General features: G+C 47.2%; 26 protein-coding genes. 15 read left to right on the forward strand and 11 right to left on the reverse strand.

The window, feature by feature from the left end; all coding sequences use genetic code 11:
- The first annotated feature begins 27 nt into the window (after positions 1-27).
- The 3 genes from dnaG to PMIT1303_RS03340 all read left to right on the forward strand — a co-directional run bounded on the left by dnaG (position 28) and on the right by PMIT1303_RS03340 (position 3018).
- Positions 28-2082 (forward strand): DNA primase, encoded by a 2055-nt coding sequence (dnaG, locus tag PMIT1303_RS03330; RefSeq protein ID WP_063397508.1) that lies wholly within the window; start codon positions 28-30, stop codon positions 2080-2082.
- 345 nt (positions 2083-2427) lie between these two features.
- Complete coding sequence (locus PMIT1303_RS03335; RefSeq protein ID WP_063397509.1) at positions 2428-2682, forward strand: hypothetical protein; 255 nt, start codon at positions 2428-2430, stop codon at positions 2680-2682.
- Between the two features lie 39 nt (positions 2683-2721).
- Positions 2722-3018 carry a hypothetical protein gene (locus PMIT1303_RS03340; RefSeq protein ID WP_063397510.1) on the forward strand — a complete coding sequence of 99 codons (297 nt, stop codon included), beginning with the start codon at positions 2722-2724 and terminating at the stop codon, positions 3016-3018.
- Positions 3019-3446: 428 nt separating this feature from the next.
- On the opposite strand, the gene PMIT1303_RS03345 is transcribed toward PMIT1303_RS03340, so the two are convergent.
- Complete coding sequence (locus PMIT1303_RS03345) at positions 3447-4721, reverse strand: Y-family DNA polymerase (protein WP_063397511.1); 1275 nt, start codon at positions 4719-4721, stop codon at positions 3447-3449.
- 85 nt (positions 4722-4806) lie between these two features.
- On the opposite strand from PMIT1303_RS03345, the gene PMIT1303_RS13250 reads away from it, so the two are divergent.
- Together PMIT1303_RS13250 and PMIT1303_RS03350 are read left to right on the forward strand one after the other, a co-directional pair.
- Positions 4807-4959: a hypothetical protein gene (locus tag PMIT1303_RS13250; RefSeq protein WP_156486890.1), complete on the forward strand. Its 153-nt coding sequence runs from the start codon at positions 4807-4809 to the stop codon at positions 4957-4959.
- 126 nt (positions 4960-5085) lie between these two features.
- Complete coding sequence (locus PMIT1303_RS03350; protein ID WP_063397512.1) at positions 5086-5724, forward strand: hypothetical protein; 639 nt, start codon at positions 5086-5088, stop codon at positions 5722-5724.
- Positions 5725-5837: 113 nt separating this feature from the next.
- On the opposite strand, the gene PMIT1303_RS03355 is transcribed toward PMIT1303_RS03350, so the two are convergent.
- From PMIT1303_RS03355 to PMIT1303_RS03370, 4 genes are all read right to left on the reverse strand, one after another.
- Positions 5838-6314: a LexA family transcriptional regulator gene (locus PMIT1303_RS03355; RefSeq protein ID WP_011826233.1), complete on the reverse strand. Its 477-nt coding sequence runs from the start codon at positions 6312-6314 to the stop codon at positions 5838-5840.
- Between the two features lie 180 nt (positions 6315-6494).
- Entirely contained in the window at positions 6495-6833 is a 339-nt protein-coding gene (locus tag PMIT1303_RS03360) for a cupin domain-containing protein (RefSeq protein WP_231901279.1), read from the reverse strand.
- Positions 6834-7190: 357 nt separating this feature from the next.
- Entirely contained in the window at positions 7191-7451 is a 261-nt protein-coding gene (locus PMIT1303_RS03365) for a 2TM domain-containing protein (protein WP_063397514.1), read from the reverse strand.
- Between the two features lie 359 nt (positions 7452-7810).
- The gene (locus PMIT1303_RS03370) at positions 7811-8260 is read right to left on the reverse strand and encodes a 23S rRNA (pseudouridine(1915)-N(3))-methyltransferase RlmH (RefSeq protein ID WP_197459761.1); all 450 of its coding nucleotides are present in this window, start codon (positions 8258-8260) and stop codon (positions 7811-7813) included.
- 26 nt (positions 8261-8286) lie between these two features.
- On the opposite strand from PMIT1303_RS03370, the gene PMIT1303_RS03375 reads away from it, so the two are divergent.
- The 3 genes from PMIT1303_RS03375 (at position 8287) to PMIT1303_RS03385 (ending at position 9975) form a co-directional block, all read left to right on the forward strand.
- Complete coding sequence (locus PMIT1303_RS03375) at positions 8287-8544, forward strand: hypothetical protein (RefSeq protein ID WP_063397515.1); 258 nt, start codon at positions 8287-8289, stop codon at positions 8542-8544.
- Between the two features lie 151 nt (positions 8545-8695).
- Positions 8696-8881: a hypothetical protein gene (locus tag PMIT1303_RS03380; protein ID WP_063397516.1), complete on the forward strand. Its 186-nt coding sequence runs from the start codon at positions 8696-8698 to the stop codon at positions 8879-8881.
- Between the two features lie 461 nt (positions 8882-9342).
- The gene (locus PMIT1303_RS03385; protein WP_063397517.1) at positions 9343-9975 is read left to right on the forward strand and encodes a hypothetical protein; all 633 of its coding nucleotides are present in this window, start codon (positions 9343-9345) and stop codon (positions 9973-9975) included.
- A 546-nt stretch (positions 9976-10521) separates the two neighbouring features.
- On the opposite strand, the gene PMIT1303_RS03390 is transcribed toward PMIT1303_RS03385, so the two are convergent.
- The gene (locus PMIT1303_RS03390; protein ID WP_063397518.1) at positions 10522-10893 is read right to left on the reverse strand and encodes a DoxX family protein; all 372 of its coding nucleotides are present in this window, start codon (positions 10891-10893) and stop codon (positions 10522-10524) included.
- Positions 10894-11438: 545 nt separating this feature from the next.
- Here PMIT1303_RS03390 and PMIT1303_RS03395 point away from each other — a divergent pair.
- Positions 11439-11792 (forward strand): rhodanese-like domain-containing protein, encoded by a 354-nt coding sequence (locus PMIT1303_RS03395; protein WP_063397558.1) that lies wholly within the window; start codon positions 11439-11441, stop codon positions 11790-11792.
- Positions 11793-12597: 805 nt separating this feature from the next.
- Here the strand turns inward: PMIT1303_RS03395 and PMIT1303_RS13255 are convergent.
- The 4 genes from PMIT1303_RS13255 to PMIT1303_RS03415 form a co-directional block, all read right to left on the reverse strand.
- Positions 12598-12738, reverse strand: a complete 141-nt coding sequence (locus tag PMIT1303_RS13255; protein ID WP_156486891.1) for a hypothetical protein — start codon at positions 12736-12738, stop codon at positions 12598-12600.
- A 263-nt stretch (positions 12739-13001) separates the two neighbouring features.
- A complete protein-coding gene (locus PMIT1303_RS03405; protein WP_063397520.1) occupies positions 13002-13427 on the reverse strand; it encodes a hypothetical protein in 426 nt (141 codons plus the stop codon).
- Between the two features lie 22 nt (positions 13428-13449).
- Complete coding sequence (locus PMIT1303_RS03410; protein WP_063397521.1) at positions 13450-13926, reverse strand: pentapeptide repeat-containing protein; 477 nt, start codon at positions 13924-13926, stop codon at positions 13450-13452.
- Positions 13927-14157: 231 nt separating this feature from the next.
- Complete coding sequence (locus PMIT1303_RS03415; RefSeq protein ID WP_063397522.1) at positions 14158-15090, reverse strand: DMT family transporter; 933 nt, start codon at positions 15088-15090, stop codon at positions 14158-14160.
- A 642-nt stretch (positions 15091-15732) separates the two neighbouring features.
- Between PMIT1303_RS03415 and PMIT1303_RS03420 the strand changes: the two genes are divergently transcribed.
- Both PMIT1303_RS03420 and gdhA read left to right on the forward strand, forming a co-directional pair.
- Positions 15733-16113 carry a YraN family protein gene (locus PMIT1303_RS03420; protein WP_063397559.1) on the forward strand — a complete coding sequence of 127 codons (381 nt, stop codon included), beginning with the start codon at positions 15733-15735 and terminating at the stop codon, positions 16111-16113.
- Positions 16114-16364: 251 nt separating this feature from the next.
- Positions 16365-17720, forward strand: coding sequence for an NADP-specific glutamate dehydrogenase (gene gdhA / locus PMIT1303_RS03425; protein ID WP_063397523.1), 1356 nt, complete (start codon positions 16365-16367; stop codon positions 17718-17720).
- Positions 17721-18032: 312 nt separating this feature from the next.
- Here gdhA and PMIT1303_RS03430 read toward each other — a convergent pair whose 3' ends face one another.
- Complete coding sequence (locus PMIT1303_RS03430; protein WP_063397524.1) at positions 18033-18389, reverse strand: autotransporter outer membrane beta-barrel domain-containing protein; 357 nt, start codon at positions 18387-18389, stop codon at positions 18033-18035.
- A gap of 39 nt (positions 18390-18428) precedes the next feature.
- Between PMIT1303_RS03430 and rsmA the strand changes: the two genes are divergently transcribed.
- From rsmA to PMIT1303_RS03450, 4 genes are all read left to right on the forward strand, one after another.
- Positions 18429-19271 carry a 16S rRNA (adenine(1518)-N(6)/adenine(1519)-N(6))-dimethyltransferase RsmA gene (gene rsmA, locus PMIT1303_RS03435; protein ID WP_063397525.1) on the forward strand — a complete coding sequence of 281 codons (843 nt, stop codon included), beginning with the start codon at positions 18429-18431 and terminating at the stop codon, positions 19269-19271.
- Positions 19268-20227: a 4-(cytidine 5'-diphospho)-2-C-methyl-D-erythritol kinase gene (ispE, locus tag PMIT1303_RS03440; RefSeq protein WP_063397526.1), complete on the forward strand. Its 960-nt coding sequence runs from the start codon at positions 19268-19270 to the stop codon at positions 20225-20227. The genes rsmA and ispE overlap by 4 nt, the downstream gene beginning before the upstream one ends.
- Positions 20224-20577 carry a DUF3082 domain-containing protein gene (locus PMIT1303_RS03445; protein WP_063397527.1) on the forward strand — a complete coding sequence of 118 codons (354 nt, stop codon included), beginning with the start codon at positions 20224-20226 and terminating at the stop codon, positions 20575-20577. Before ispE ends, PMIT1303_RS03445 begins: the two co-directional genes overlap by 4 nt.
- Before the next feature lie 203 nt (positions 20578-20780).
- Positions 20781-21764, forward strand: a complete 984-nt coding sequence (locus PMIT1303_RS03450; protein WP_063397528.1) for a pyruvate dehydrogenase complex E1 component subunit beta — start codon at positions 20781-20783, stop codon at positions 21762-21764.
- The last annotated feature ends 2 nt before the right edge of the window (positions 21765-21766 follow it).

The following is a 21766-nucleotide window of genomic DNA, read 5'->3' on the forward strand; positions in this document are numbered from 1 at the left end:
TCGCGGCGCAACCAGCAAAATAAGGTCATGCCCGTCCCCCGTCTTCACCCGCGCACGATCGAGGCCGTCAAGGAGCGTGCCGACATTGTTGATGTCGTTGGCGAACATGTGGTTCTAAAGAAAAAGGGCCGTGAATTCGTAGGGATCTGTCCGTTCCATGACGACAGCAAACCATCGATGACGGTCTCGCCAGCGAAGCAGTTTTATTACTGCTTCTCTTGTGGAGCTGGTGGAAACTCGATCAAGTTCCTGATGGAGTTTCAGCGCCAGAGTTTTGGTGATGTGGTGCTGGAGCTTGCTCGCAAGTATCAACTTCCTGTTGAAACGGTCGAGGGGCCCCAGCAGGAACGATTACGTCAGCAGCTCTCTCGTCGAGACAAGCTTCATCGTGCGCTTGCATTGGCGGCCGGTTGGTTTCGTGGCCAGCTACGTACGCCAGTTGGCGCAAATGCGCTGAATTACCTCACTGAGAAGCGGGGCCTTAGTGAAGTCACTCTGGAATCCTTCGAACTGGGCTATGCCCCTGAGCAATGGGATGGTTTACTCAAGCACCTCCAGCAGGTGGAAGGTTTGTCTGCTGAATTACTGGAAGCCGCCGGGCTTGTTGTGGCGCGCAAGGGTGGGGGAGGTTTTTACGATCGCTTTCGTCATCGTGTGATGGTGCCGATCCACGATCGCCAGGGACGGGTGATTGGTTTCGGCGGACGCAGTCTTGATGGCTCAGAGCCGAAGTACCTCAACTCTCCTGAGACAGACGTGTTCGAGAAAGGCAAGCATTTGTTTGGACTGGATCGGGCGGCGAATGCCATCCGTAAGGATGACCGGGCTGTGGTAGTCGAGGGATATTTCGATGTCATTGCATTGCATGCTGCAGGTGTCACCAATTCAGTGGCCTCCTTAGGCACTGCTTTGAGTAGTCAGCAGATCACCCAGATCTGCCGTTGCAGCGAAGGGAAGCGGATCGTGCTTAATTTTGATGCTGATGGAGCCGGTGTTCGTGCTGCGAACCGGGCCATTGGCGAAGTTGAGCAACTGGCTTTGCAGGGCCAGTTGGAATTACGAGTGCTTCATTTGCCTTCTGGCAAAGACCCCGATGAATTTCTCAAAGATCATGGTGCTGGCGATTACAGGGCTCTATTAGATCAGTCACCTCTTTGGCTTGATTGGCAGATTCAACAGGTTTTGGAGGGCCGTGATTTAAGTCAAGCGGATCAGTTCCAGCAGGCAGTGAGTGGCCTGGTTGCATTGCTCGGCAAGTTGCCCCAGTCGGCCGTACGGACCCACTACCTGCAACAGGTTGCCGAACGCTTGAGCGGTGGGCAGGGCCGGTTGGCCTTGCAGTTGGAGGAAGATCTGCGCCAGCAAGTGAAAGGGCAGCGCTGGCATGGCCGCTCAAGTCGCCATGAGCAACCTGGCGAGGCCAGTCAACGGGAGCGCAGCGAGGCGGAAATCCTGAGGTTATATCTCCATTGCTCAAATCATCGGGCTGCCATTCGCAGGGAGTTACGACAGCGAGAGCTGGAGGATTTTGCCTTACAACATCACCGTTTGCTTTGGGCGGCGATCACTGATTTGGAGGAAACCAATCTTGGTGCAGGACGTTTAGAGGCGATCAGTCGAGGAACTGACTCTGGTCATGATTTGGAGGATATTGAGTTGCCACGGCTGCTTACCGATCAGTTGCTCCTGGAGAACAGTGCTCTAGTCGCTCGTCTTACCCCGTTATTAGAGCCTGGCGAGGTTCATTTGGCTGCTATGGCTAAGCCACTGCTTCAGCTCCGGGGCACAGCAGCGGCTCTAGAACGCCAAAAATCCCTCAAGCGTTGTCGTCATCTTCTTGAGGCCTGGGGTGGTCAGCGTCTTGAAACTCTTGAGCGTTGTATTGCTGCTTTGATTGAAGAAGAGCGACAGCAACCTACTGAATCGGTCGATATGGAAATGCGTATCGAAGCAATGTTTGAGGAGCTCAACAGCGATGCGTTGCGTTTCCAGGAGCTTTATTACAGCGAACGCAAGCACATTGGTCACTTAGATCAGCAGCGTTGTGGTGGCTTCTCAGGCCAGGATGTCATTCCGGCTTAGGTCATCAGTCTGTTGATGCGCTTCACAAGCCAATCGGCGATATCAAGGAACTTGTTGTCGTGATTGACCATCACGATTCCTGCTTGCATCTTCTCGCTCATCTTTTCTAGCTTTTGAATGCACCGCTCAGCAAGGTTTTACCATCTACGTTTAAGTCCATTAGCAACAGCTGCGCAGCTCAGCGAATCCTTTGTAGGGCTGTCAGATAAGGCATCAAGTTGTGGAGCTTAAAGATGAAATTCACTTGTCATTCTAAGCAGATGGTTGTCTCTACGGAAGTGTGCTGAGGCCCTTTAACTGCACCATGGCTCTTTAAACTGATGATCTCTTCTTAAATTTAATGGCATGAGCTTCTACGAAACGATTTGGCACGGTGAGGGAATTGGTGACGGAGGTGATTTAGAGGAGTCTCTCCAGGCTTATGTCGTGGTAAAACCTGAAGATGGCGACTGGACAGAAGCCTGTGCTAAGGACGGGGCGAATCCTCATGTGGATCACTACTCTTCCTTCGACGCTTATCTTGATAACGCTGATGCAATCGAGACGATTCCGGTAACCCCGGCGATGATTGCAGGAGCTGTTCAACAACTTTCCTCATGAGCGTTGTTTTAATCCGAAGGTTGCTGCGATTAGCCTCCGATGAGTGACTTCCCTATTGCCTTTGCTGGTTGCACGCCGGTGAATCATCTCTGGCCTCAGCTTGTTGAGCGGCTGGGAATGGATAAATCAAAACGTGCAGTGCTTCAGGCGCTTGATTTGCAGGGCATGCAAGGTCATGCTGAAACTTTGCCGGTGCTTTTGGTTGAAACTTGTGGGGTCGCCTTGGCTAGTACTGAACTGCTGCGTCATCAGACCGGCCTCGCTTGCCATGGTCAGCGCATGGTATTGCTGTTGAATCGTCGCGAAGAGGAGGTGCAGCTTCTACAGCAATTTTAAAATGCATGCACTCCCTAATGATCAAATAACAAAACCTCTCTTCTTCATTATATATCTGCAGACCAGTTATTCTGCCTTGAGATTATTTTAATGGCGTTCAGTCACCTTTGCAGACTTTGCGGTAAATCTGTTGAGATTACTGAAGCATTTGCCAAGAGTATTCAGCTAACGGGAGGGTCATCAATAATTTGTTCTACTTGCCTGGCTCATGAATCCACGCACTTGTTGCCTTCTAGGCCATCAGCCAGGCCCTCAGTTATTCGCCTAATGACCAAGACTTTTTTCATAGTCACTTTTCTATTTATTCTCACTTCTTTCTTCTCTGCATGGCGCATTCTTTATGGATTGGAGATGTGGATGGAACCCAGCAAATCAAATCCAGCCCAATCCCCTAACTAATGAGATCTGTTGACATTCAATTCTAAGTTTCAGGCCAGCACCAACGGCACGTCATTAAGGCGAGTTGTGGCCGCGCGGCTGAGTTGATGACGACGCATGCTCCATCCTGGCTGCATGCCACAAACTGCCCAACCCACGGTTCCGCTGCCGTAACGGTGATTGAGTCGGTCGATGGTGTTCATTAGTCGATCGCGGCGATACTGCTCATCGGCATGAACTGCTACCAGCAGGTGTTGTTGCAGATGGTCTGCACTCTGTAGGTTTTGCATCAGCACCCCGGCTTTGTTTAAGCGGCAATGGGGCCGGTAGATTCGCTCTACTAGTGGCAGGGCTGCTGCTAGCAAGATTGCAGTGTCGTTGCTTGGCAGATCCAGTTGGATGGTAGCGGCTTGGCTGTAAAACGCTGGCGCAAATGGGCTGGTACGTGTGAATACGGTGAGGGTCCCGGCCCGTTGCTGTTGTCGTCGCAGTTTTTCACTGGCGCGCACCACGTAGGTTGCGATTGCCTGGCGTAATTCTTCTGGATTGGCGATTGGTCGGCTAAAACTGCGGCTAACGCAGGTTTCCTGTTTTGATGTTGGGGCTAGGGCTAGAGGAAGGCAGGCATGACCTTGTAATTCTCGTTGTAGGCGTATGCCTACAACGCCACAGCGGGCATGAAGTTTGCTACGTGGCATATCGCGCAATTGCCGGGCATTGGTTACGCCTCTAAGTCGGCACCAGTGGGCTAACTTGCGACCGATGCCCCATACATTTTCGATAGCGACGCTCTCGAGCCATGTATCTGGATCACTAGCGGTGAGTAGGTTGAACACTCCAGCGTGAGCTGGTATGGCCTTGGCTAGGTGGTTGGCGAGTTTGGCCTGACCTTTACTGGCGCCAAGTCCGATTGCTATAGGTAGGCCCAGGTTGCGATGCACCTGGGCCCGTAGATGACGGGCCCAGGGCTTTAGGTTGTCATCAGAGGGACCATTGATATAAGCAAAGGCTTCATCAATGGAGTAGATCTCCAGCTCCTCACAATGGGCTTCCAGCAAGCTCATCAGTCGTTGGCTCATATCGCCGTAGAGGGCGTAGTTGGAGCTGCGCACGACAACGCCAAGTCGGTCCAATTTGTGACGGACCTTGAAATAGGGCGTGCCCATGCTGATACCGAGAGCACGCGCTTCGGAGCTGCGAGCAACAATGCAGCCATCGTTGTTGGAGAGCACGACCAGAGGACGACCGATTAGCGAGGCGTCAAGGCTTTGCTCACAGGAGGCATAGAAATTGTTGCCGTCGATCAGGGCCGTGACCCGAGACATGGCACTGGAGGAAGGCGAGCGAAAGAATGCCTCATACTAGTACAGACGCACTAGCTCCTACCTGATAGCGAGATCGTGCTTTGCTGTGACAGCCAGTCGCAATGGTTGTCGTCGATGTGGCGAGGAGAATGTCAATGCAGACTGGCGACCAATCATCACTTTGATTGGCTGTTTGGCTGCATTGGTCTTGCTTGTCTGCCTCAAGATTTCCACCGTCAAGCCTGTCGTTGTGGCCTAGAGACCTTTGCAATAGAGGATGCTGACTCAATGGCCGGCTAGACGTAGCTGAATCCCTAACAATGTCTACAAATAAGTCGTCTATGACGTCTTAGCTGGACCTGGCCACATAGGTTGATTCCATGTTATGAGCAACCGCGTCGGTCGAGTCTTTTGTAAAACCAACAAGACAAAAGGATTTGCAATGGCACCAACTCTAAGCAGGCATCAAAAAGATATTATGCAGAGAATCAATAAGGAAAGCTTCTCTGAATGGCTATCGAGAGGAGACAAGCAAGAAATCAAAGAGTTGATGGAAGAAGTCTGGATCGAATGGCTTTGCAAGGAAGATGATCAGTTCCGTCAACGTTACTATGGGCTTCAATCACAGGGTGATTGCGAATGGCTCAATATCAGAGAAGAAATCTTAGCTGTGCATGGCCATATTGAGTCTCCAGAAGGAGCATCAGAGCTTCAGCAAAAAGCTATTAAAGCCAATGGTATTAAACACTTGCATGATTGGTTTGTATTTGTAGATGAATGTGTTCACGAGTATCTGCAAGATCTTGGCTGGGCAAGGGGGCCGGAGGAGAAGCCCCTGGATTATTCCCACACCTCTGTTTCTGCTTGGGTTTCCGATCAAGAGGCAAATGAACAACAAGAAAGGCGTCAATGGCTTGGTCAGTTGACCGACACGTTATGGGATTTCAAAGGCTCCTCTCATTGTTATTGGTCTGATCGCATCCTTGCCTTGCGCGATCTGGGTGAACAAAAGTCAGCCATTTGATGCACCAAACTTGCCTATCTCTATATACGATTTAAAGGTAATATCTTTAAAGATGAGCAACAACACTATTGCTATACCGGGCAGCCTGATTCATCGTCTCGCCTATTTTGAGCCTATTCATCTAGGCGTTGTGTTGAGTGGGATGTTTGCTGCGCAGGATTGAGGCTATGAATGGAATGCACTGCCACACCCCAGATTTGCACGTCACCGAAGCGAGCCAGATCCAGCGGTGGGTAATTGGAATGGGCGGCCTCTAGACGCAGTACGCCACGGTGGCGGACAAGTTGTTTGAGAGTGAAGGCACCATCAAGAATCGCCACCACGATGTGACCGGGGCGTGCATCTAGGCTGCGGTCGACAACTAAGAGGTCGCCATTGTGGATGCCAACACCTGTCATTGAGTGACCGCTAACACGCAGGAAGAAGGTGCTAGCTGGATGACGAATCAACTGTTCGTTGAGGTCGATGCCGATCTCGATATAGTCCTCAGCAGGGGAGGGGAAGCCTGCCGCCACGTGCTCACTCGCTAATGGCAGGATCTGCTGCTTCCGCTCGGAGCGCAAATGAAGAAGAGGCTCGCTGAACTCCATCGCAACATCGACATCACCCTGATAGTACACCTGTTCCACTCGGGGCGGTTTTCTGATTTGGCTTGATAGGGGCGTGCCCCAGGCGGTAGCAACCTCTTTACAAGATTGCTTGTGCTTGATCGAGCTGCTCTGTTGCACCTGCCAACTTTTACGTTTTAAGCGCTGCCTAAGGAACCTTTCTCAAAGGGCTTGCGTTTTCACCTGAACAGTCGTCGGAAGGTGCTTGCTACCTGCACAAAAGACGAGAACAACAGTATCTTTTGGACCAAGACTTTTTCCGGTATGAACTGTATTCACTGTCTCAATCAGCGCAGCTCCCTGATTGAAAAGGCGTGTCGTTCCATCTTGAAGAGTTAGCTGAAGCGTGCCTTGAAGGATTACTCCTGCACTGATGACTGGGTGGGTATGCAATGGCAGGTTAACTCCGGCTGGAATCGTGATACGCAGAACTGTGATCTCAGCATTGCTGGTTGGATAATGCGGGAGAAAATTTCCATCCCATTGCTTAGTGCTTTGCACAAGTGTTTCAATCTTAATGCCAAGATCCTTGCTATATTTAGCATTTTCATGTGCATTTAAGGACGTTGATGAAACGCTCGAAATCGCAATAATTGCTAACGGTCCAAGCAATAGTTTTTTGCATGATCATTTAATAAAAGGGTGAAGAGAGGAGACTAAAGTCCTAGTTTAGCCTCCTCTCTTCAATGGAATATCTTCAATATCATTAATTGACCAGAATAAGGGTAGACGTAAGGAAATGGTAAGGCCATGATATTCCTCAGAACAGTGATTTATTATACCTCAGCCAAGGCTCTTGACAATCGGCAAACTGAGGTCTTTTGCAATGATAGGCGTATGAAATATTGTTGATTTCAATCAACTGCGACGCATCTCTGCCTCGATCTCTTCTGTGCTGAAGTCTCTCTCTGGATGAGCAAGCTTCCAAGACTGAACAGCAAGAGAAATGCCCCATCCAAAAACAGGCCAAATGGGCCAGAAGTAGCCCATGCCAGTTAGCAACCAAATCACAATCAGAGCAAGGTTCACAGTGAAATAGGTCTGAACCTGCCTCTTCAATATCCTTTTCTTCCTGAGTTGTGATAAAGCTTTCTTGCGTAAAATTTCTTCGTCAGGCATATCAAAAAGACCTCAATTGATCGGTTGGTGGACAATAAGCAGTTTAAAGGCAACTGTAAGCTTAGTCATCTCAAAGTAAATATTAGTGATATGAACTTGACCAGCATCCTATTTCAAGGTTCTCATATTAATTGATTAGCCAAGAAGTAACAGATGCGTAGGCTGGGAACTGATAAAGACTAGGAGGATGGTTGAATTTCATTCTGGAGAAAGTGTTGTGGCATATGTTGCTGAAGCAGGCTGACATTTGAGCATCATCATTGCCTTAACCTAATTTCCTTTTCAGTGTGCTCAAGCGTTATCGCATTAATCAAATGCAGCTGTTTTATCAGTGATCGCAATTCAGATCTTCTGAATCATTAGCCCCTGTGGTATTTACCTCCTTGCAGGATGGTCTGGGCTCGGTAGAGCTGCTCCACTAGCAACAGGCGAGCAAGTTCATGGGGAAGCGTCATCGCAGACAAGCTGAGCTGCCATTGGGTTGAGTTTTTCAGCTCTGCTGATAGGCCATCAGCGCCACCAATCACAAAGGCAAGACGTTGAGAGCCATATTTTTCAAGGCGGTTAGCAAAGGACACTGAAGTCAGCGCTTCGCCTTCCTCGCTGAGAGGGACCAGCACTTCGTTGCTATTCAGTGCGGCCAGGATCGCTTCTGCTTCTCGCGGCAGAGATGCATCACGAACCTCTGTGATCATGAGTCCTGGTAGGCGCTTTTGATACATAGCTAGTCCGTCTTGAATCCAGCCTTTGCGTACCTTGCCAACGGCGATAATTCTAAAGGCACAGTTTCTCAAGAACAACTGCAGCAAGATTCATCTCCATGATGCCCGCTTAGATGCACTGTTCAACAGATCCCCAGAAGAGAATTTTGCTTGAAGTCCTCCAGGCGCTCTATGCAAGGGAGTGGTCACAATGGTTGGCCTGGCCTTTATTTGCACTTGGGATCTGGGTGATGCTCGCCGGAGGCAGCAGTGGCTGGTTTTTGCCTGTTTTTTTAATGTGGTGGGTCGCTTGTGATCACACAGTGCCTCCCTGGAGGAAATGGCGAAAGAAGCAACTGGCTAAGAAGGAAAGAAAAAGACAGCAAAATTAATCACATTCCTCACACCAGGGGGCAGTTAATGAAGTCAAAGCTCTATGAGCAAGCTCACACTTGCGTTTGAGCCAGATCACCTCCTAAGCGAGTAATCAACGAGAAGCTAACTACATCGAAGGCAAACAACCTTCTCAACCAGAGTAAATCAATGACCATTGAACGCCACGATCAAGAACTAAGCCTTGATCAACTTGGAGCCATCGCAGGGGGCATCCGAATTGGCTTTGTCGTTGGACCTGTCAATGCTCAAGGCAACGTCAGAGAGCCATGGTGGGTGAGGCCCACTAGCTTTGATATCGGACCTGTTGCTACTCCACGACGTCGTTTTATTTAAATAAGACAACGCTGGGCGGATGATTAAAACGACTAAGAGAACAACTGCAGCGAGATAGGCTGGGGTTGTTTGGCCTTGCAGTAGCAGTTAAAGATGAACCGGGCAATCAACTAACCTTTAAAAGTTGAATGCCTGAGAACAATGTTTCGACCTGTTCATTTCCCTTATAGCTGCGGCTCAAGGAGAGGGTAGAGCGAAGGGTCTAGGAGTGATAGAGATTAAGCTCAAAGATGTTGTTCTCTGCTACGGATGCAGCTAACAAGTTAATAAGCTTGGGACAACCATTCGATAGGGCTGATGTTCATGACAGTAATAGCAACTTTTTATCTTACATTTCTATAAAAGGTGATAGTGATAGGCCTAAGTGATAGCTTGAATTGCTAGGCTATCATCCCTAGGCTTCACCTTTTACAGGTCGAGGTACAGGCGCTCTAATCTATTGACAAGTCAAAATCGACCTTATGACCGCTAACGGCAACAAACAAGAGGACTACCTAGACGAACACTTCAGTCTTAGTCAACAACAATTGATCTCATATAAGGTTTTCTGGGTTAATAGTTGGCTAAATCACTGTTGGGAAGATGTGCAGGGAAGGATAAGTAGACTTGACCTTCCTTCTGTTGGCAGAGCCTATAAATCACCCCCTCCAGCACAACTATTGCTTTTGTCGAACGGCCAGAAAATAGAATTTTTTGACCGAAATAAAGACTACCTCTTGAGGTCTATTCTTGAGGATAGCAAAGGAGGTATAGGCGCTAGTGGTTTCAATAAGCAGTGGCTTTCTGAAAACTCTAATAATAAGGAATTGGAAGAGATTGCAAAGCAATGGGATGCTTTTCTAGAAGAAGAGTGTAATCACGTGATTGAAGCTCAGGAAAATGAGAGCATCAGACTAATCACATCCTCATTGCCTGTAACAGTAAGAAATTTAGAGTTTGCCAAGCAAGAAAAAGAACAACACTGGGATTGGGAAATAAGCAACGGATTCATCATGCTGACTTGTAGCGAAGATGACTTCAATAACACGCTTAAGCCTTATTTGGAGAGTGGTCAGGCAGACTACCTAGATTCTAATTCAGGTCCTTTATCTTAGGTTGATTTGACTGATCTGGAAAACTAAACCAATAGCATTAGTATTTATCATGATATCAAGTCAATAACAAAGGAGCGATCAAAACCGCGAAGCATTTTCTAAATGCCTAAAAGAGTGGTTAAAATTGAAGATCTTCATGCCAAAATAAGGAGTGGGTCAACAATGAATGGAGTGGCATATGGGTTAAGCATGTAGTCGTAGCGTTAGAATAAGCCTTTTAAATGAAGAAAACAGATTCCAACACCTCATTCAGATAGAAACTAGATTAATCTAGAAAGATTCATATTTATAGTTATCAAATATGTTGGCATCGAGTTGATCAAGAAGCTGAACAAGACACCATTAAATGAAAATTAGATTTTTCAAGTCATGGAAGGCTAGCGTTGTCAACAAGGCAGGTTGATATTATCTTTAAAGTTATTGGATAGTTGCTATTCAACAAAGTTATATAAGCCTTGATGTTAGCATGCCAGAAAAATGTCATAGCCATGAATAATATATAAACAATAGAAAAAAGCTATTGTTTACTATTTATGACCAACCTTCTCATTCGATGAATTTTGGTCTAGTCAAGGCTAGAGTAAGGCCACCAATCAATCCAAGATTCATAAATAGTGCTTTAGGCTGTAAGGGGAATGCGTGGAAGATGATTGTTGTAGGCACAAGGAAAATGAGTAATAGTGATGCTCCAGGTTTTTGATTCTTGCCAAATAGAAGAAGTACTGAGCCAACAACCAGGCAGGCAATTGCTGCCAACAACAAGAAGGGTGCTAGTGGTGCTGGGATCCCTTGCCCTGAAATTGTTTCAACTACTGATGAGAACTTGGTAATCTTTGACGGGACTGCGACAACAAAAACAGCTGATAAACAAAGCCTGCCGATGAAATCTACTGACTTCCATACATGTGGTTGAGGCATTGTTCTGATTGGTTCTCTGCCAATTATCAACGAATGATGTTGTACTGGCCCAATTGGTGTAGATTCCTTACCAAAATGGCATTCATTAAAGCAATCCTGATGGATTAACAGCTGTCTGCAATGAACATGCGCGAGTTCAAGACTAGGCGCTTCTACTGGTTTAGATCACCCAACACGTTTGGTCATCAGAGCCAGCTAAAGGCTTAGATGCAGCACCCACTAGATCGTTTGTCTGCTATTGCCATGATCCGAAAGCAGCAATCGCGGTGGAAGGAGTGGAAGGAGTACTGTTCAGCAGAACAATGAACAACCTACAGGCTGTTAAGAGGCACAGTACTGTAATGAATATGATCTTCATTGACTTGACCGTGAGACACTCATGTGATCACCTCTAAGGGTTGGCCATGGTCTCTGGGGCAAACCTTGGTACGGCAGATTAATAGTCATTGCGTTACATCAAACTGCAATACAGGATCATCCGTACAAATGGCGATCCAAGTGGATCGAGATGAATGAAACTCACATCGAAAGCCAATCATTTAACGATGAATCAGCCCACTCCAACCCCTATTTCCGCAAAGGATCTGCATCGCTGGTTGAGCGACTCATCCTCTCTACCAATCTGTGTGGATGTAAGAGAAGACCAGGAGCTTGAGTTAGCCCCATTCCCAGCCGATGTGCTGCATTTGCCGCTGAGTAGATCTTCTGATTGGATGGAAACTCTCCCTAAAGTATTACCAAACGACCGTCCTGTCGTCGTGATTTGCCATGCTGGCATACGCAGTTGGAACTTCGGGACCTGGCTTTTAGAGCAGGATATTGGTTATCAGGTCTGGAATCTAGAAGGCGGAATCGACGCTTGGAGCATCAATGTCGACTCAAGCGTGCCCCGCTATTAAGCAAGGATTCAAAACACATGCAAAGCTCCAGATTGATCCAGAACTACGCTGACATTTATTCTAACGTAGGAATCAACTAAAAAATTGTCAGCTTACCCGATCTGTTCAGAGATTGAACAGTTAAAAATAGGTCTGATCACTATCTATGCCAGCGATAGCACGGCATAAAATACGCTAAAAAGTCCAATAGCTCATCTAGAAAGAAGGGCAGTCATCAAATGCAAAAGTTGCGAGATGAAGACCATCTCAAATTTACAATCACGTGGGAAAACCATTTTGAGCTCACAGATAAGTCTACTTTGAGGGTGAAGCGATTGATTGAGCGAGAATGAGTATATAAAAAGGATCCGAGCTATTCGTAACGACTTTACCAGAAGAGACTGAAAGGATTATATATAAATGAAGAGCCTTAGAAAGGGCTGAGGCCGAAACATCCTTGACATCTCTGCACAAGTAATTGTTGCTTTATTACACAAACTATTCGTCATTAGTTTTTCAAACCTAATCTTCCAGCCTTCTATCAACCTTATAGGCTAAGATGGTAAATTGAAGAACTTAAACCTCACCATCATGTTGTGAAATGGTGGTTGCAGAATAGGCTTTCAAATCGATCTATTGCATGATCTGCTTGCCTAGCATTAGCACCAACGGCAAGAAATAACAGCATTTGCAGATTGGCATCTCCACAGGCAAGTGTTATTGCTTTGACGATGGAAGCAGCTGAAAGACTTAAAGAAACTAGAATTAGTCTTGATTCCACTTCTTGATCAAACTGCCGAAAAACTCTCTTTGGCCTGTGGTGAGTTCAAGTTGTTTTTTTTACGGGGTTTGATAAGGACATCCGCATTGATGGAATTGCTGTTACCGCTAAAACTGCAGCAAGAGCTACACGAAGCAATCCAGTGGAAACCAAAACAATCCAACCAGTGGTGTACTTCATCGGCAAGGGTTCAAATGATCAGAGTTAAAGGAAAGTCTCCAACCAAAGGTTCTTGAATTGACAAATCAGATCTAAACCCTTTTCTGCTCTAGCTCAACCCTTCAAATGAAGGATTCTATCGGTGAATGTTGCTTTCTCTCGTTAATGAAACTTTTACCTAAGCCCTCTTTGCAGATGCCCTTTACATCGATCATTGTCTTAAAAAAAGCTATCCAGGCTAAGCACTTTCATCACGTGGCTTGATCAAGCCGGATTCAGTTCTAAGACGATCAAATCTCGTCTTCGTGTTCGAGAAGCAACTGCCCGAAAGCAACATAGAGACTTTCCTCTGTGCTGCCAGGCGTCAGCGGGGGTGTCTTGGCAACGGTCGTTTTACCTTTTCTGGCGGGAGAGGATCTGTCGAGGGGGTTCATTTCGCCTTGTTGTTGGCGAAGTCCTTCAGGCTGCACCTGGATCTGTCGCTTTGCCTCGGCATCCTTAAGGCGGGCCATCAAGTGGGGAGGAACTGTGCCATCAGGGCTCACCTGCATCAATTCCTGGAAGAGGGCCTGGGGATTGTCTTCGGTTTCGATGCGATGGCGACGTTTGCTTGCCCGAGGCTCTGCTGTACTTGAAGCATCTGGTGTTGGCAAGGGCCGGGGTAACTGGCGACCCAGTTCACGTAGACGATCAAGACTGCGGGGATCGAAACTCATCGGAGTGGTTGGCGTGGAGTATTTAGCTGCAGCCCAGGCTGTCTGCAGTGTTGCGACCTGTGATCGGGTTGGTTCCCTCCGCCACCTCACACAGCGTTGTGAGCGCATCGCCTCGCAGGGGCACATTGGTGAAGTCAGCACCTGTAATGGTCACGTTTTTGAAGCGGGTGTTGAAGGCGAAGGCGTCCTCAAGGACTGCATTGGTGAGATCAGTTCCATCAAATATGGCGGAATCAAGTGTGGAGTCTCGCAAGTTGGTGTTGCTGAGGTTGGCATCGTGAAGCTTGGCTCCAAAAAGGGTGGATCCTTCTAGATCACTCCCAGATAGATTGGCTTCGCGCAGGTTGGCAAGATTAAATGTGTCGCCTCGCAGATCCTGGTTCGAGAAATCTGCATTGACCAACACCTGTTGGGAATGATTCATGATTGCCCAGCTTGGTTGCAGTGGCAATAGAAGGAGAAGGACAGCAGCAGCAAAGCCAAGTAGTTGGGCGAACATTGGGATAGGGGTTAAATAGTTAAACCATAGGTCTATAGGTAGAGGAATGATGGCTCATGAGAAAGAAGTTTGCTGAGCTACGCATCCGCATCCCCATGAACGCTTCTACGAGATCTATCAACATTTAGCAATGAATCTTCTAAGTAGATAATTTGTCATGTTAATTGCAAAACAATAAATTCTATAATCAACATGAAAAATAGAAGACTGTTTAAGGATTTACCATTGAGATTATTGCCTACCTACTAATTTACGAGCTGGCTTCCACTCACTCGCAAAGACTGCAAGCGCTAGAATCACCAGAGAAACATAGGCACTTGCTGAAAGCTTGTTCTGCAGGAAGACAACTCCTAGGAAAACTCCTACTAAAGGAACTAGATAGTTAACGAAGCCGGCAAATGCAGCTCCAGCAAGACCAACAAGACGAACATACAACACATAAACCAGACCTCCAGCAAAAGCACCCTGAGCAACCATTGCTATCACCGCATTACTCTCCAAAGGGTGGTGCGTTAAAGGTTGGCCCAGCAAAAGTAGTAGAGCGCCTAACTCGACGGCACCACAAAGAAGTATATCTCTTGCTATTTTTATCGGAGTACCCATCTCTGGCAGAGTTCTAATCAATACAAGACTAATCGAAAAGCTGAATGCAGCTGTTAAGATTGCTGCACTTCCAAGTAGGCTGTTGCCTTGTTGAGACTGGCTAACCTGAGGCCATAACAACACAACAACACCTGCAAAACCGAGGGCAATACCAATAAACTTTCCTCTCGTAACTGGCTCACTTCGAACAAAAATAACAACTAAGATTAAGGTAAAGATTGCCACGAGTGACATCAGGATCGCCGCAATAGCACTGTTGACATGTTGCTGACCCCAGGCAACAAGGAAGAAAGGAAGAGTTGCTTCAAAGAAGCCAATCATAATGATATGACGCCAATAACTGATCTTTGAAACCTTATTGTCATGAGCCTCAGGCAAGATAAATAAGAATCCACTAAGGGTTAGGAAGCCAATCGTCGCTCTAAGCCATGAAACTGCTTGAGGAGTAAAGACCTCTAGAGCAAGATCATTAAGTAAGAACTGAGATCCCCAGATTAGAGCAATCAAGATGAGAAGTACATATCGAGGACTAGATCCCTGGATTTGATTTGTCTGTCCCATCGATTTTCTAGCTATATATTTTTATATTCTACTGCCATAAGAAGCATCCTAGTTCATATGCTTAAGCAAGCTTAGCTCAATCATCTAAGCATGATCAATTGGGTCATCTGCAAACCATTTCTTTATCAGCCAAAACTTGTAATAACAACAAGCGTAATAATATTGTTGCTCAACTCATCTTGTTCACAGATTTAGTATTGATGGTCATTCATGCTTCTTTGTATTAGAATCTCACTCTGCACTACTGCCAGCAAACTTCCTCAATCGCTTCCATTTAGCAATCCCAAAATGCAGAAACTCTTCCAAGATAGATCGTTCAAGGCATTCACTGATGAATGCTCTTTTTCAAATAGGCTCAAAACTGCCATTCTCTCAAATAAGGCTATCACCCGCTGAATTAAAGACTGTATTAAATAGATTTTGAATGCAGCACAATCCAGACCTTATCAGCAATGAAAAATTACTGGCCTTAGCCTATCTTATTGAGATTAGTTCTAAAGTAATGAATCTACCTATTACTTTAATAAGCAATAATTGGGGCATCATTCTCTAGAACTTCTGGTGTTGAATTCATACGTACAGCGTTGTGGGTTGGTACAGCATCGATGCATGGGTGGAATTCTCATGTGAATGCAACAGCCAATGATGGAGTCAACCCGGAAGGGGTGTTGGGGCGAAGAGCGGGTGTTACGCCTGCTACGAAAACGCGGATGGCAGTTGGTGAGTCAACGTTGGTCATGTCGTTATGGCGAGTTAGATCTTGTGCTTGAGAAGCAGCAACGACTGTTGGTTGTGGAAGTGAAGTCTCGTCGTTGTCGTGGATTAGATCATTGGGGATTGAGTGCCTTTAACAAGGGAAAGCAGCTGCGATTGAAGCGTGCGATTGGATGTTGGATGGCAACTCATCCTTACTTCGCTGAACACAGCTTGGAGTTGGTGTTGGCATTGGTGCCCTTACCGCCGAGTCAAAACACACTCGATTGGATTCGAATTGACTACCTTGACATTGATGCTGCTGATTAAAGCAACTGTATTCTTCATCTCTTGAAGACAGATTGCTGACAGTTCCTTAACTTCCTCAACTGTTTGCTATGCGGATAAAATGCATCATAAAACTGGATCAGGCTGTTGTCTGTTTATTGCCAAGTTTTTCATGATTCCTGAGAATGCCTTGGTCATACTTTTAAGCTGATCTGGATAATATTCTGTATTAAAGTCACTTTAGGCGCTTGCCATGAAATCATACTAAATGACTTCTTAAGAAAGGACAGCTGATGTCTGATGCTACTAGCCATGAGATAGATCATTTCATGAAAGGTCTGATGAAGAGAAATCCTGGAGAGCCTGAGTTTCATCAAGCCGTCCATGAAGTTGTTGAAACTCTAATTCCTTTTATTCTTTCCAACCGTGTTTACAAAGATGCACAGATTCTGGAGCGGATGACGGAACCTGACCGCGTCGTCATCTTCCGAGTCTGCTGGGAAGATGATTCAGGCAATATCCGCACAAATCGAGCATGGCGTGTACAGTTTAATAATTCCATTGGCCCTTATAAAGGTGGAATACGTTTCCATCCCAATGTCACCTTGAGTGTACTGAAATTTTTAGGTTTTGAACAGACCTTTAAAAACAGTCTTACTGGTCTGCCGATGGGTGGAGGGAAGGGTGGATCTAACTTTAATCCTAAAGGTAAAAGTGACCGGGAGATAATGCGATTTTGTCAATCTCTGATGATTGAACTTCATAGACATATTGGTGAAGACACAGATGTACCTGCTGGTGATATCGGAGTCGGTTCTCGTGAAATTAGTTATATGTTCGGTCAGTACAAACGCCTTGAAAATCGGTTTAGTGGAATCTTGACTGGCAAGGGGCTGTCATTCGGTGGAAGTCTTGTTCGTACTGAAGCGACGGGTTACGGATGTGCTTATTTCTGTGAAAATATGCTCAATCATATAGAGGACTCTCTCGTTGACAAAATATGTTCCATCTCCGGTTCTGGGAACGTAGCCCTCTACGCAGTTGAAAAGGCCATTGAACTAGGAGCGAAAGTTGTTACTCTTTCTGACTCAGATGGTTTTGTACACGTCCCAAACGGCATTAATCTCGAGATGCTTGCGTTTGTCAAAGAGCTAAAGACTGTTCGCCGTGGGCGAATCCATGAATTTGCTAACCACTACAAAGGCGTTGATTTTTACCTAGGAAAGCGTCCATGGAATGTTCCCTGTGATATTGCCTTCCCTTGTGCTACTCAAAATGAGATTAACCGAGCAGATTCACAGGAACTGATCAACAATGGTGTTAAAGCAGTTGTTGAAGGTGCGAACATGCCAACCAATCTTGACGGCATTCATGAATTTCGTCATGCAAAAGTAATCCTTGCTCCTGCCAAGGCTGCAAATGCTGGGGGTGTCGCAGTCTCTGGCCTTGAGCAGAGTCAGAATGCATTGCGTCTATCTTGGAGTCGTGAAGAGGTCGATCAACGCTTAAAGTCAATTATGTTGGAAATTCACTCCAAATGTGTTCAGCATAGTCATAAATACGAAGACTACACTGATTACATTACAGGAGCCAATATTGCAGGATTTACGAAAGTTGCTGATGCAATGCTGGCTTATGGAATTGTTTAATTTTATATCAGTGAATACATATGATTATGTTCGGCTGAGGTCGAATCAAAAGGGACAAGCAAAGTTTCATGGTTTTTACACTCTGTGTATCGGGTTGATGATGATAGAACTTTAATAATGTCTCTTTTTCATTGTGCCTGCATAGATTGCAAAAAACCAATAAAAATACAGATTTCTTTGAAGTCGCTATTAGATGTGACCGTCAATATCGAAACACACTCGATTGGATTCGAATTGACAACCTTGACATTGATGCTGCTAATTAAAGCAACTCAATGGATCAACAGGGTTGTGTTGATTTTTTGGCTTGAATCAGACTTGGAAGGTAAAACCACCAGAAGTTCTCCAATCGCTGTTTCGGTTGGATGAATCCCAGATTTCAAAGCCACCACGTGCATAGACCTTGAATGATGTGGAGCCAATGTTGTGAGCGGTGTAATCGAGCCCGGCTTCCAAAAGCACGCCATTTTGATCGTCTTGGTGGGATGAGTAGGAAACGGTGTTATCGCTATAGATGAAGCCAATTGTTTGAGCTGGGTTGTTTTGATCCCAATCACGTAGCCATGCGGTGCGCAGACTTGGAACAATCAGGGATCTACCGCCGCTTTTGACTGGAACAGCGAGTTTGACTCCGAGTTCTGTCTGCAGCTTTTTTTGATCTTCAATCAATTGCGCCGCCCTCTATACCGATTGGTGCAAAGTTGAGTGATGGCCTTTTCCGGACATCACGCTCGCAAGCGCTTTGCTCAACACTGGCTGATTGATGCCGCTGTGTTGACTCAGATTCTCGATGCAGCTGATGTTCAACCAGATGATCGCCTGCTGGAGGTAGGTCCTGGTCGTGGAGCACTCACTGAAAGGTTGTTGGCCTCTTCTGCCTCTGCTGTTCATACTGTTGAACTTGATCGCGATCTTGTCTCTGGGTTGAGGCAGCGATTTGCGGATCAAGCCCGCTTCAGCTTGAAAGAAGGTGATGTGTTGTCTGTTCCATTGACTCTTGCTGATGGCCGTGCTGCGAACAAAGTGGTGGCCAATATTCCCTATAACATCACCGGGCCTCTGCTTGAGCGTCTTCTCGGTCGCTTGGATCGACCTGTTGATCATCCCTATCAACGCCTTGTGCTTCTTTTGCAAAAGGAAGTCGCTCAACGGATTCGTGCCTTGCCCGGGCAGAGCTGTTTTAGTGCTCTAAGCGTGCGCCTGCAGTTGCTCGCTCATTGCACAACTGTTTGCCCAGTGCCGCCGCGCTCTTTTAAACCGCCGCCGAAAGTTCATTCTGAGGTCATCTTGATTGAACCTCTTGCGCCTGAACAGCGCCTAGAGCCACTGCTCGCCAAACGTGTTGAGTCTTTGCTGCGTCAGGCTTTTTTGGCCAGGCGCAAGATGCTGCGCAACACTCTTGCCAAGATTGTTCCTGCTGCTGAACTGAATGCTCTTGCTGATGATCTTGGCATCAGCCTTCAGCAACGCCCCCAAGAACTGTCCCCTGCTACTTGGGTGGAATTGGCCAGGGGTTTGAATCGGGCGGATCTAGTAGACCCTGAGCCATGAGCATATCTAACCCTTCTGCTGCTTCAGGGCATCTGGTTAGCGTCTCGGCGCCAGCCAAGATCAATCTCCATCTTGAGGTGCTTGGCCTCAGGTCTGATGGTTTTCATGAGCTAGCGATGGTGATGCAGAGCATCGAACTCGCTGATCAACTTCATTTCCGCAATACGGCTGATGGCAGCATCAGCCTTCGCTGCGATGATTCCAGCCTCAGCACTGCTGGCGACAATTTGATCGTGCGAGCTGCGCATTTATTACGCGAGCGCTCAGGGTTCTCTGACCTTGGTGCCGCGATTGAATTGCAAAAACGCATCCCAATTGGAGCTGGTCTTGCGGGCGGCTCAAGTGATGGTGCAGCAACACTGGTGGGGTTAAACGGTCTATGGAATCTCAATTTTTCTCAGGGTCAACTTGAAGGTTTTGCGGCTGAGCTTGGCTCCGACATGCCCTTTTGCCTGGCAGGTGGAAGCCAATTGTGTTTCGGCCGTGGGGAAAGGTTGGAATCGCTACAAGCGATGAAAGCATCAATGGCCGTGGTGTTGGTGAAGGATCCATCAGTGAGCGTTTCAACCCCCTGGGCTTATGGACGCTGTAAAGAGCTTTTCAGTAGTCGTTATCTTTCAAAGGAATCTGATTTTGAGCAACGTCGTCAGCAGCTCAGAGAATCTTCTTGGCTGAATCCTTTGCGGGCTGATGATCCGCCACCTCTGCGCAACGACCTTCAGGAGGTTGTTGCACCCGAAGTTTCGGCTGTGCAAACCACATTGAAGTTGCTCACTGATTTGCCTGGTTCTCTTGCAGTATCGATGAGTGGATCTGGTCCAAGCTGTTTTGCCCTTTTTGCTGACGTTGCTTCAGCTCAGGCTGCACTTCAGCTCCAACAGCCTGCCTTCGCCGCAGCTGGTTTAAGCAGTTGGTGCTGCGCGTTCCGCTGTGAAGGCATCAAACTGGAAGCATGAGCGATTCCAAAAACAGCTCTTTCGAGAAGGCAGATGCAGAGTCATCCAACACATTGGCAGAGACGCCTGTGACACCACGCAAGGGCCCGCTCAGTTTTCTGTCTGGGGCGATCACCAGTGGACTTTTTGCCTGGCTTTGCCTGATTTTGAGCCAGAAGACAGTGACTTATTTCGCTCTTCATTCGCCTAATTACAGCTCTGCGATTGCCCAAAGCATTGCTTCGGGGTTTAAAACCCTGATCATCGGCATGTGTTTTCTAGCCACATTCAGCTTTGCCTTCATTGGTTTTGGACTAACCCTTGTGTTTATTCGCAGTTTGTTTGCTGGCAAGGAGCCAGATGCTGCCTAGCTTTTGTGGGTTGACAGCCTGATTGCCGATTCAGGACTTCTACAGATGACGCCTCACGATCTTGGTCAGTTGGTGCTGTTGCTCTCTCCTGGTCTGTTGCTGTCCGTTTTGCTGCTTTCAGCATTTGCCGCAGGAGGCTAATGCTGCTCAGGCTGAGATAGCTTGGCCTCTTCCACCGGCATGGCCGGGATTGCAACGAAAACGTGTCAGGGACGCTTCTCTTTAATGCTCTTCGAGATGCCATCGATGAAGAGATGGCCAGAGATTCGCATGTTTGTGTGATGGGAGAGGACGTCGGCCAATACGGCGGCTCCTACAAGGTCACCAAGGATCTCTACGAGAAATATGGCGAGTTGCGAGTGTTGGATACACCGATTGCCGAGAACAGTTTTACGGGTATGGCCGTTGGCGCCGCCATGACTGGCCTACGCCCGATTGTGGAGGGCATGAACATGGGTTTTCTGCTGCTTGCTTTCAACCAGATCTCCAACAACATGGGAATGCTTCGTTACACCAGTGGCGGAAATTTCACAATTCCCACCGTGGTGCGTGGGCCTGGTGGTGTGGGACGCCAACTCGGTGCTGAACATAGTCAGCGACTTGAGGCCTATTTTCACGCTGTGCCTGGGATCAAGATCGTTGCTTGCAGCACGCCAACCAATGCCAAGGGCTTGATGAAAGCCGCGATCCGAGACAACAATCCAGTTCTCTTTTTCGAGCATGTGCTGCTCTACAACCTGATTGAGGAGCTCCCAGACGGTGATTATGTCTGTGCCCTAGATCAAGCAGATCTGGTTCGTGAGGGTAAAGACGTCACGATCCTCACCTATTCCCGTATGCGTCATCACTGTCTCAAGGCTGTTGAACAGTTGGAGGCAGACGGCATCGATGCGGAATTGATCGATTTGATTAGTCTCAAGCCCTTCGATATGGAGACCATTGTTCGCTCCATCCGTAAAACCCATCGGGTGATTGTGGTTGAAGAGTGTATGAAAACTGGTGGGATTGGTGCTGAGTTGATTGCGCTGATTACTGAGCAGTGTTTTGACGAACTCGATGCTCGCCCAATTCGCCTCTCCAGTCAGGACATTCCCACTCCCTATAACGGCAAATTGGAGAATTTCACGATCATTCAGCCTCATCAGATTGTTGAAGCGGCTCAGCAGATTGTTCTTAAGGGGCTTTGATT

Origin of the sequence: Prochlorococcus sp. MIT 1303 (genome assembly GCF_001631965.1) — a bacterium.
GTDB classification, from domain to species: Bacteria; Cyanobacteriota; Cyanobacteriia; order PCC-6307; family Cyanobiaceae; genus Prochlorococcus; species Prochlorococcus marinus_D.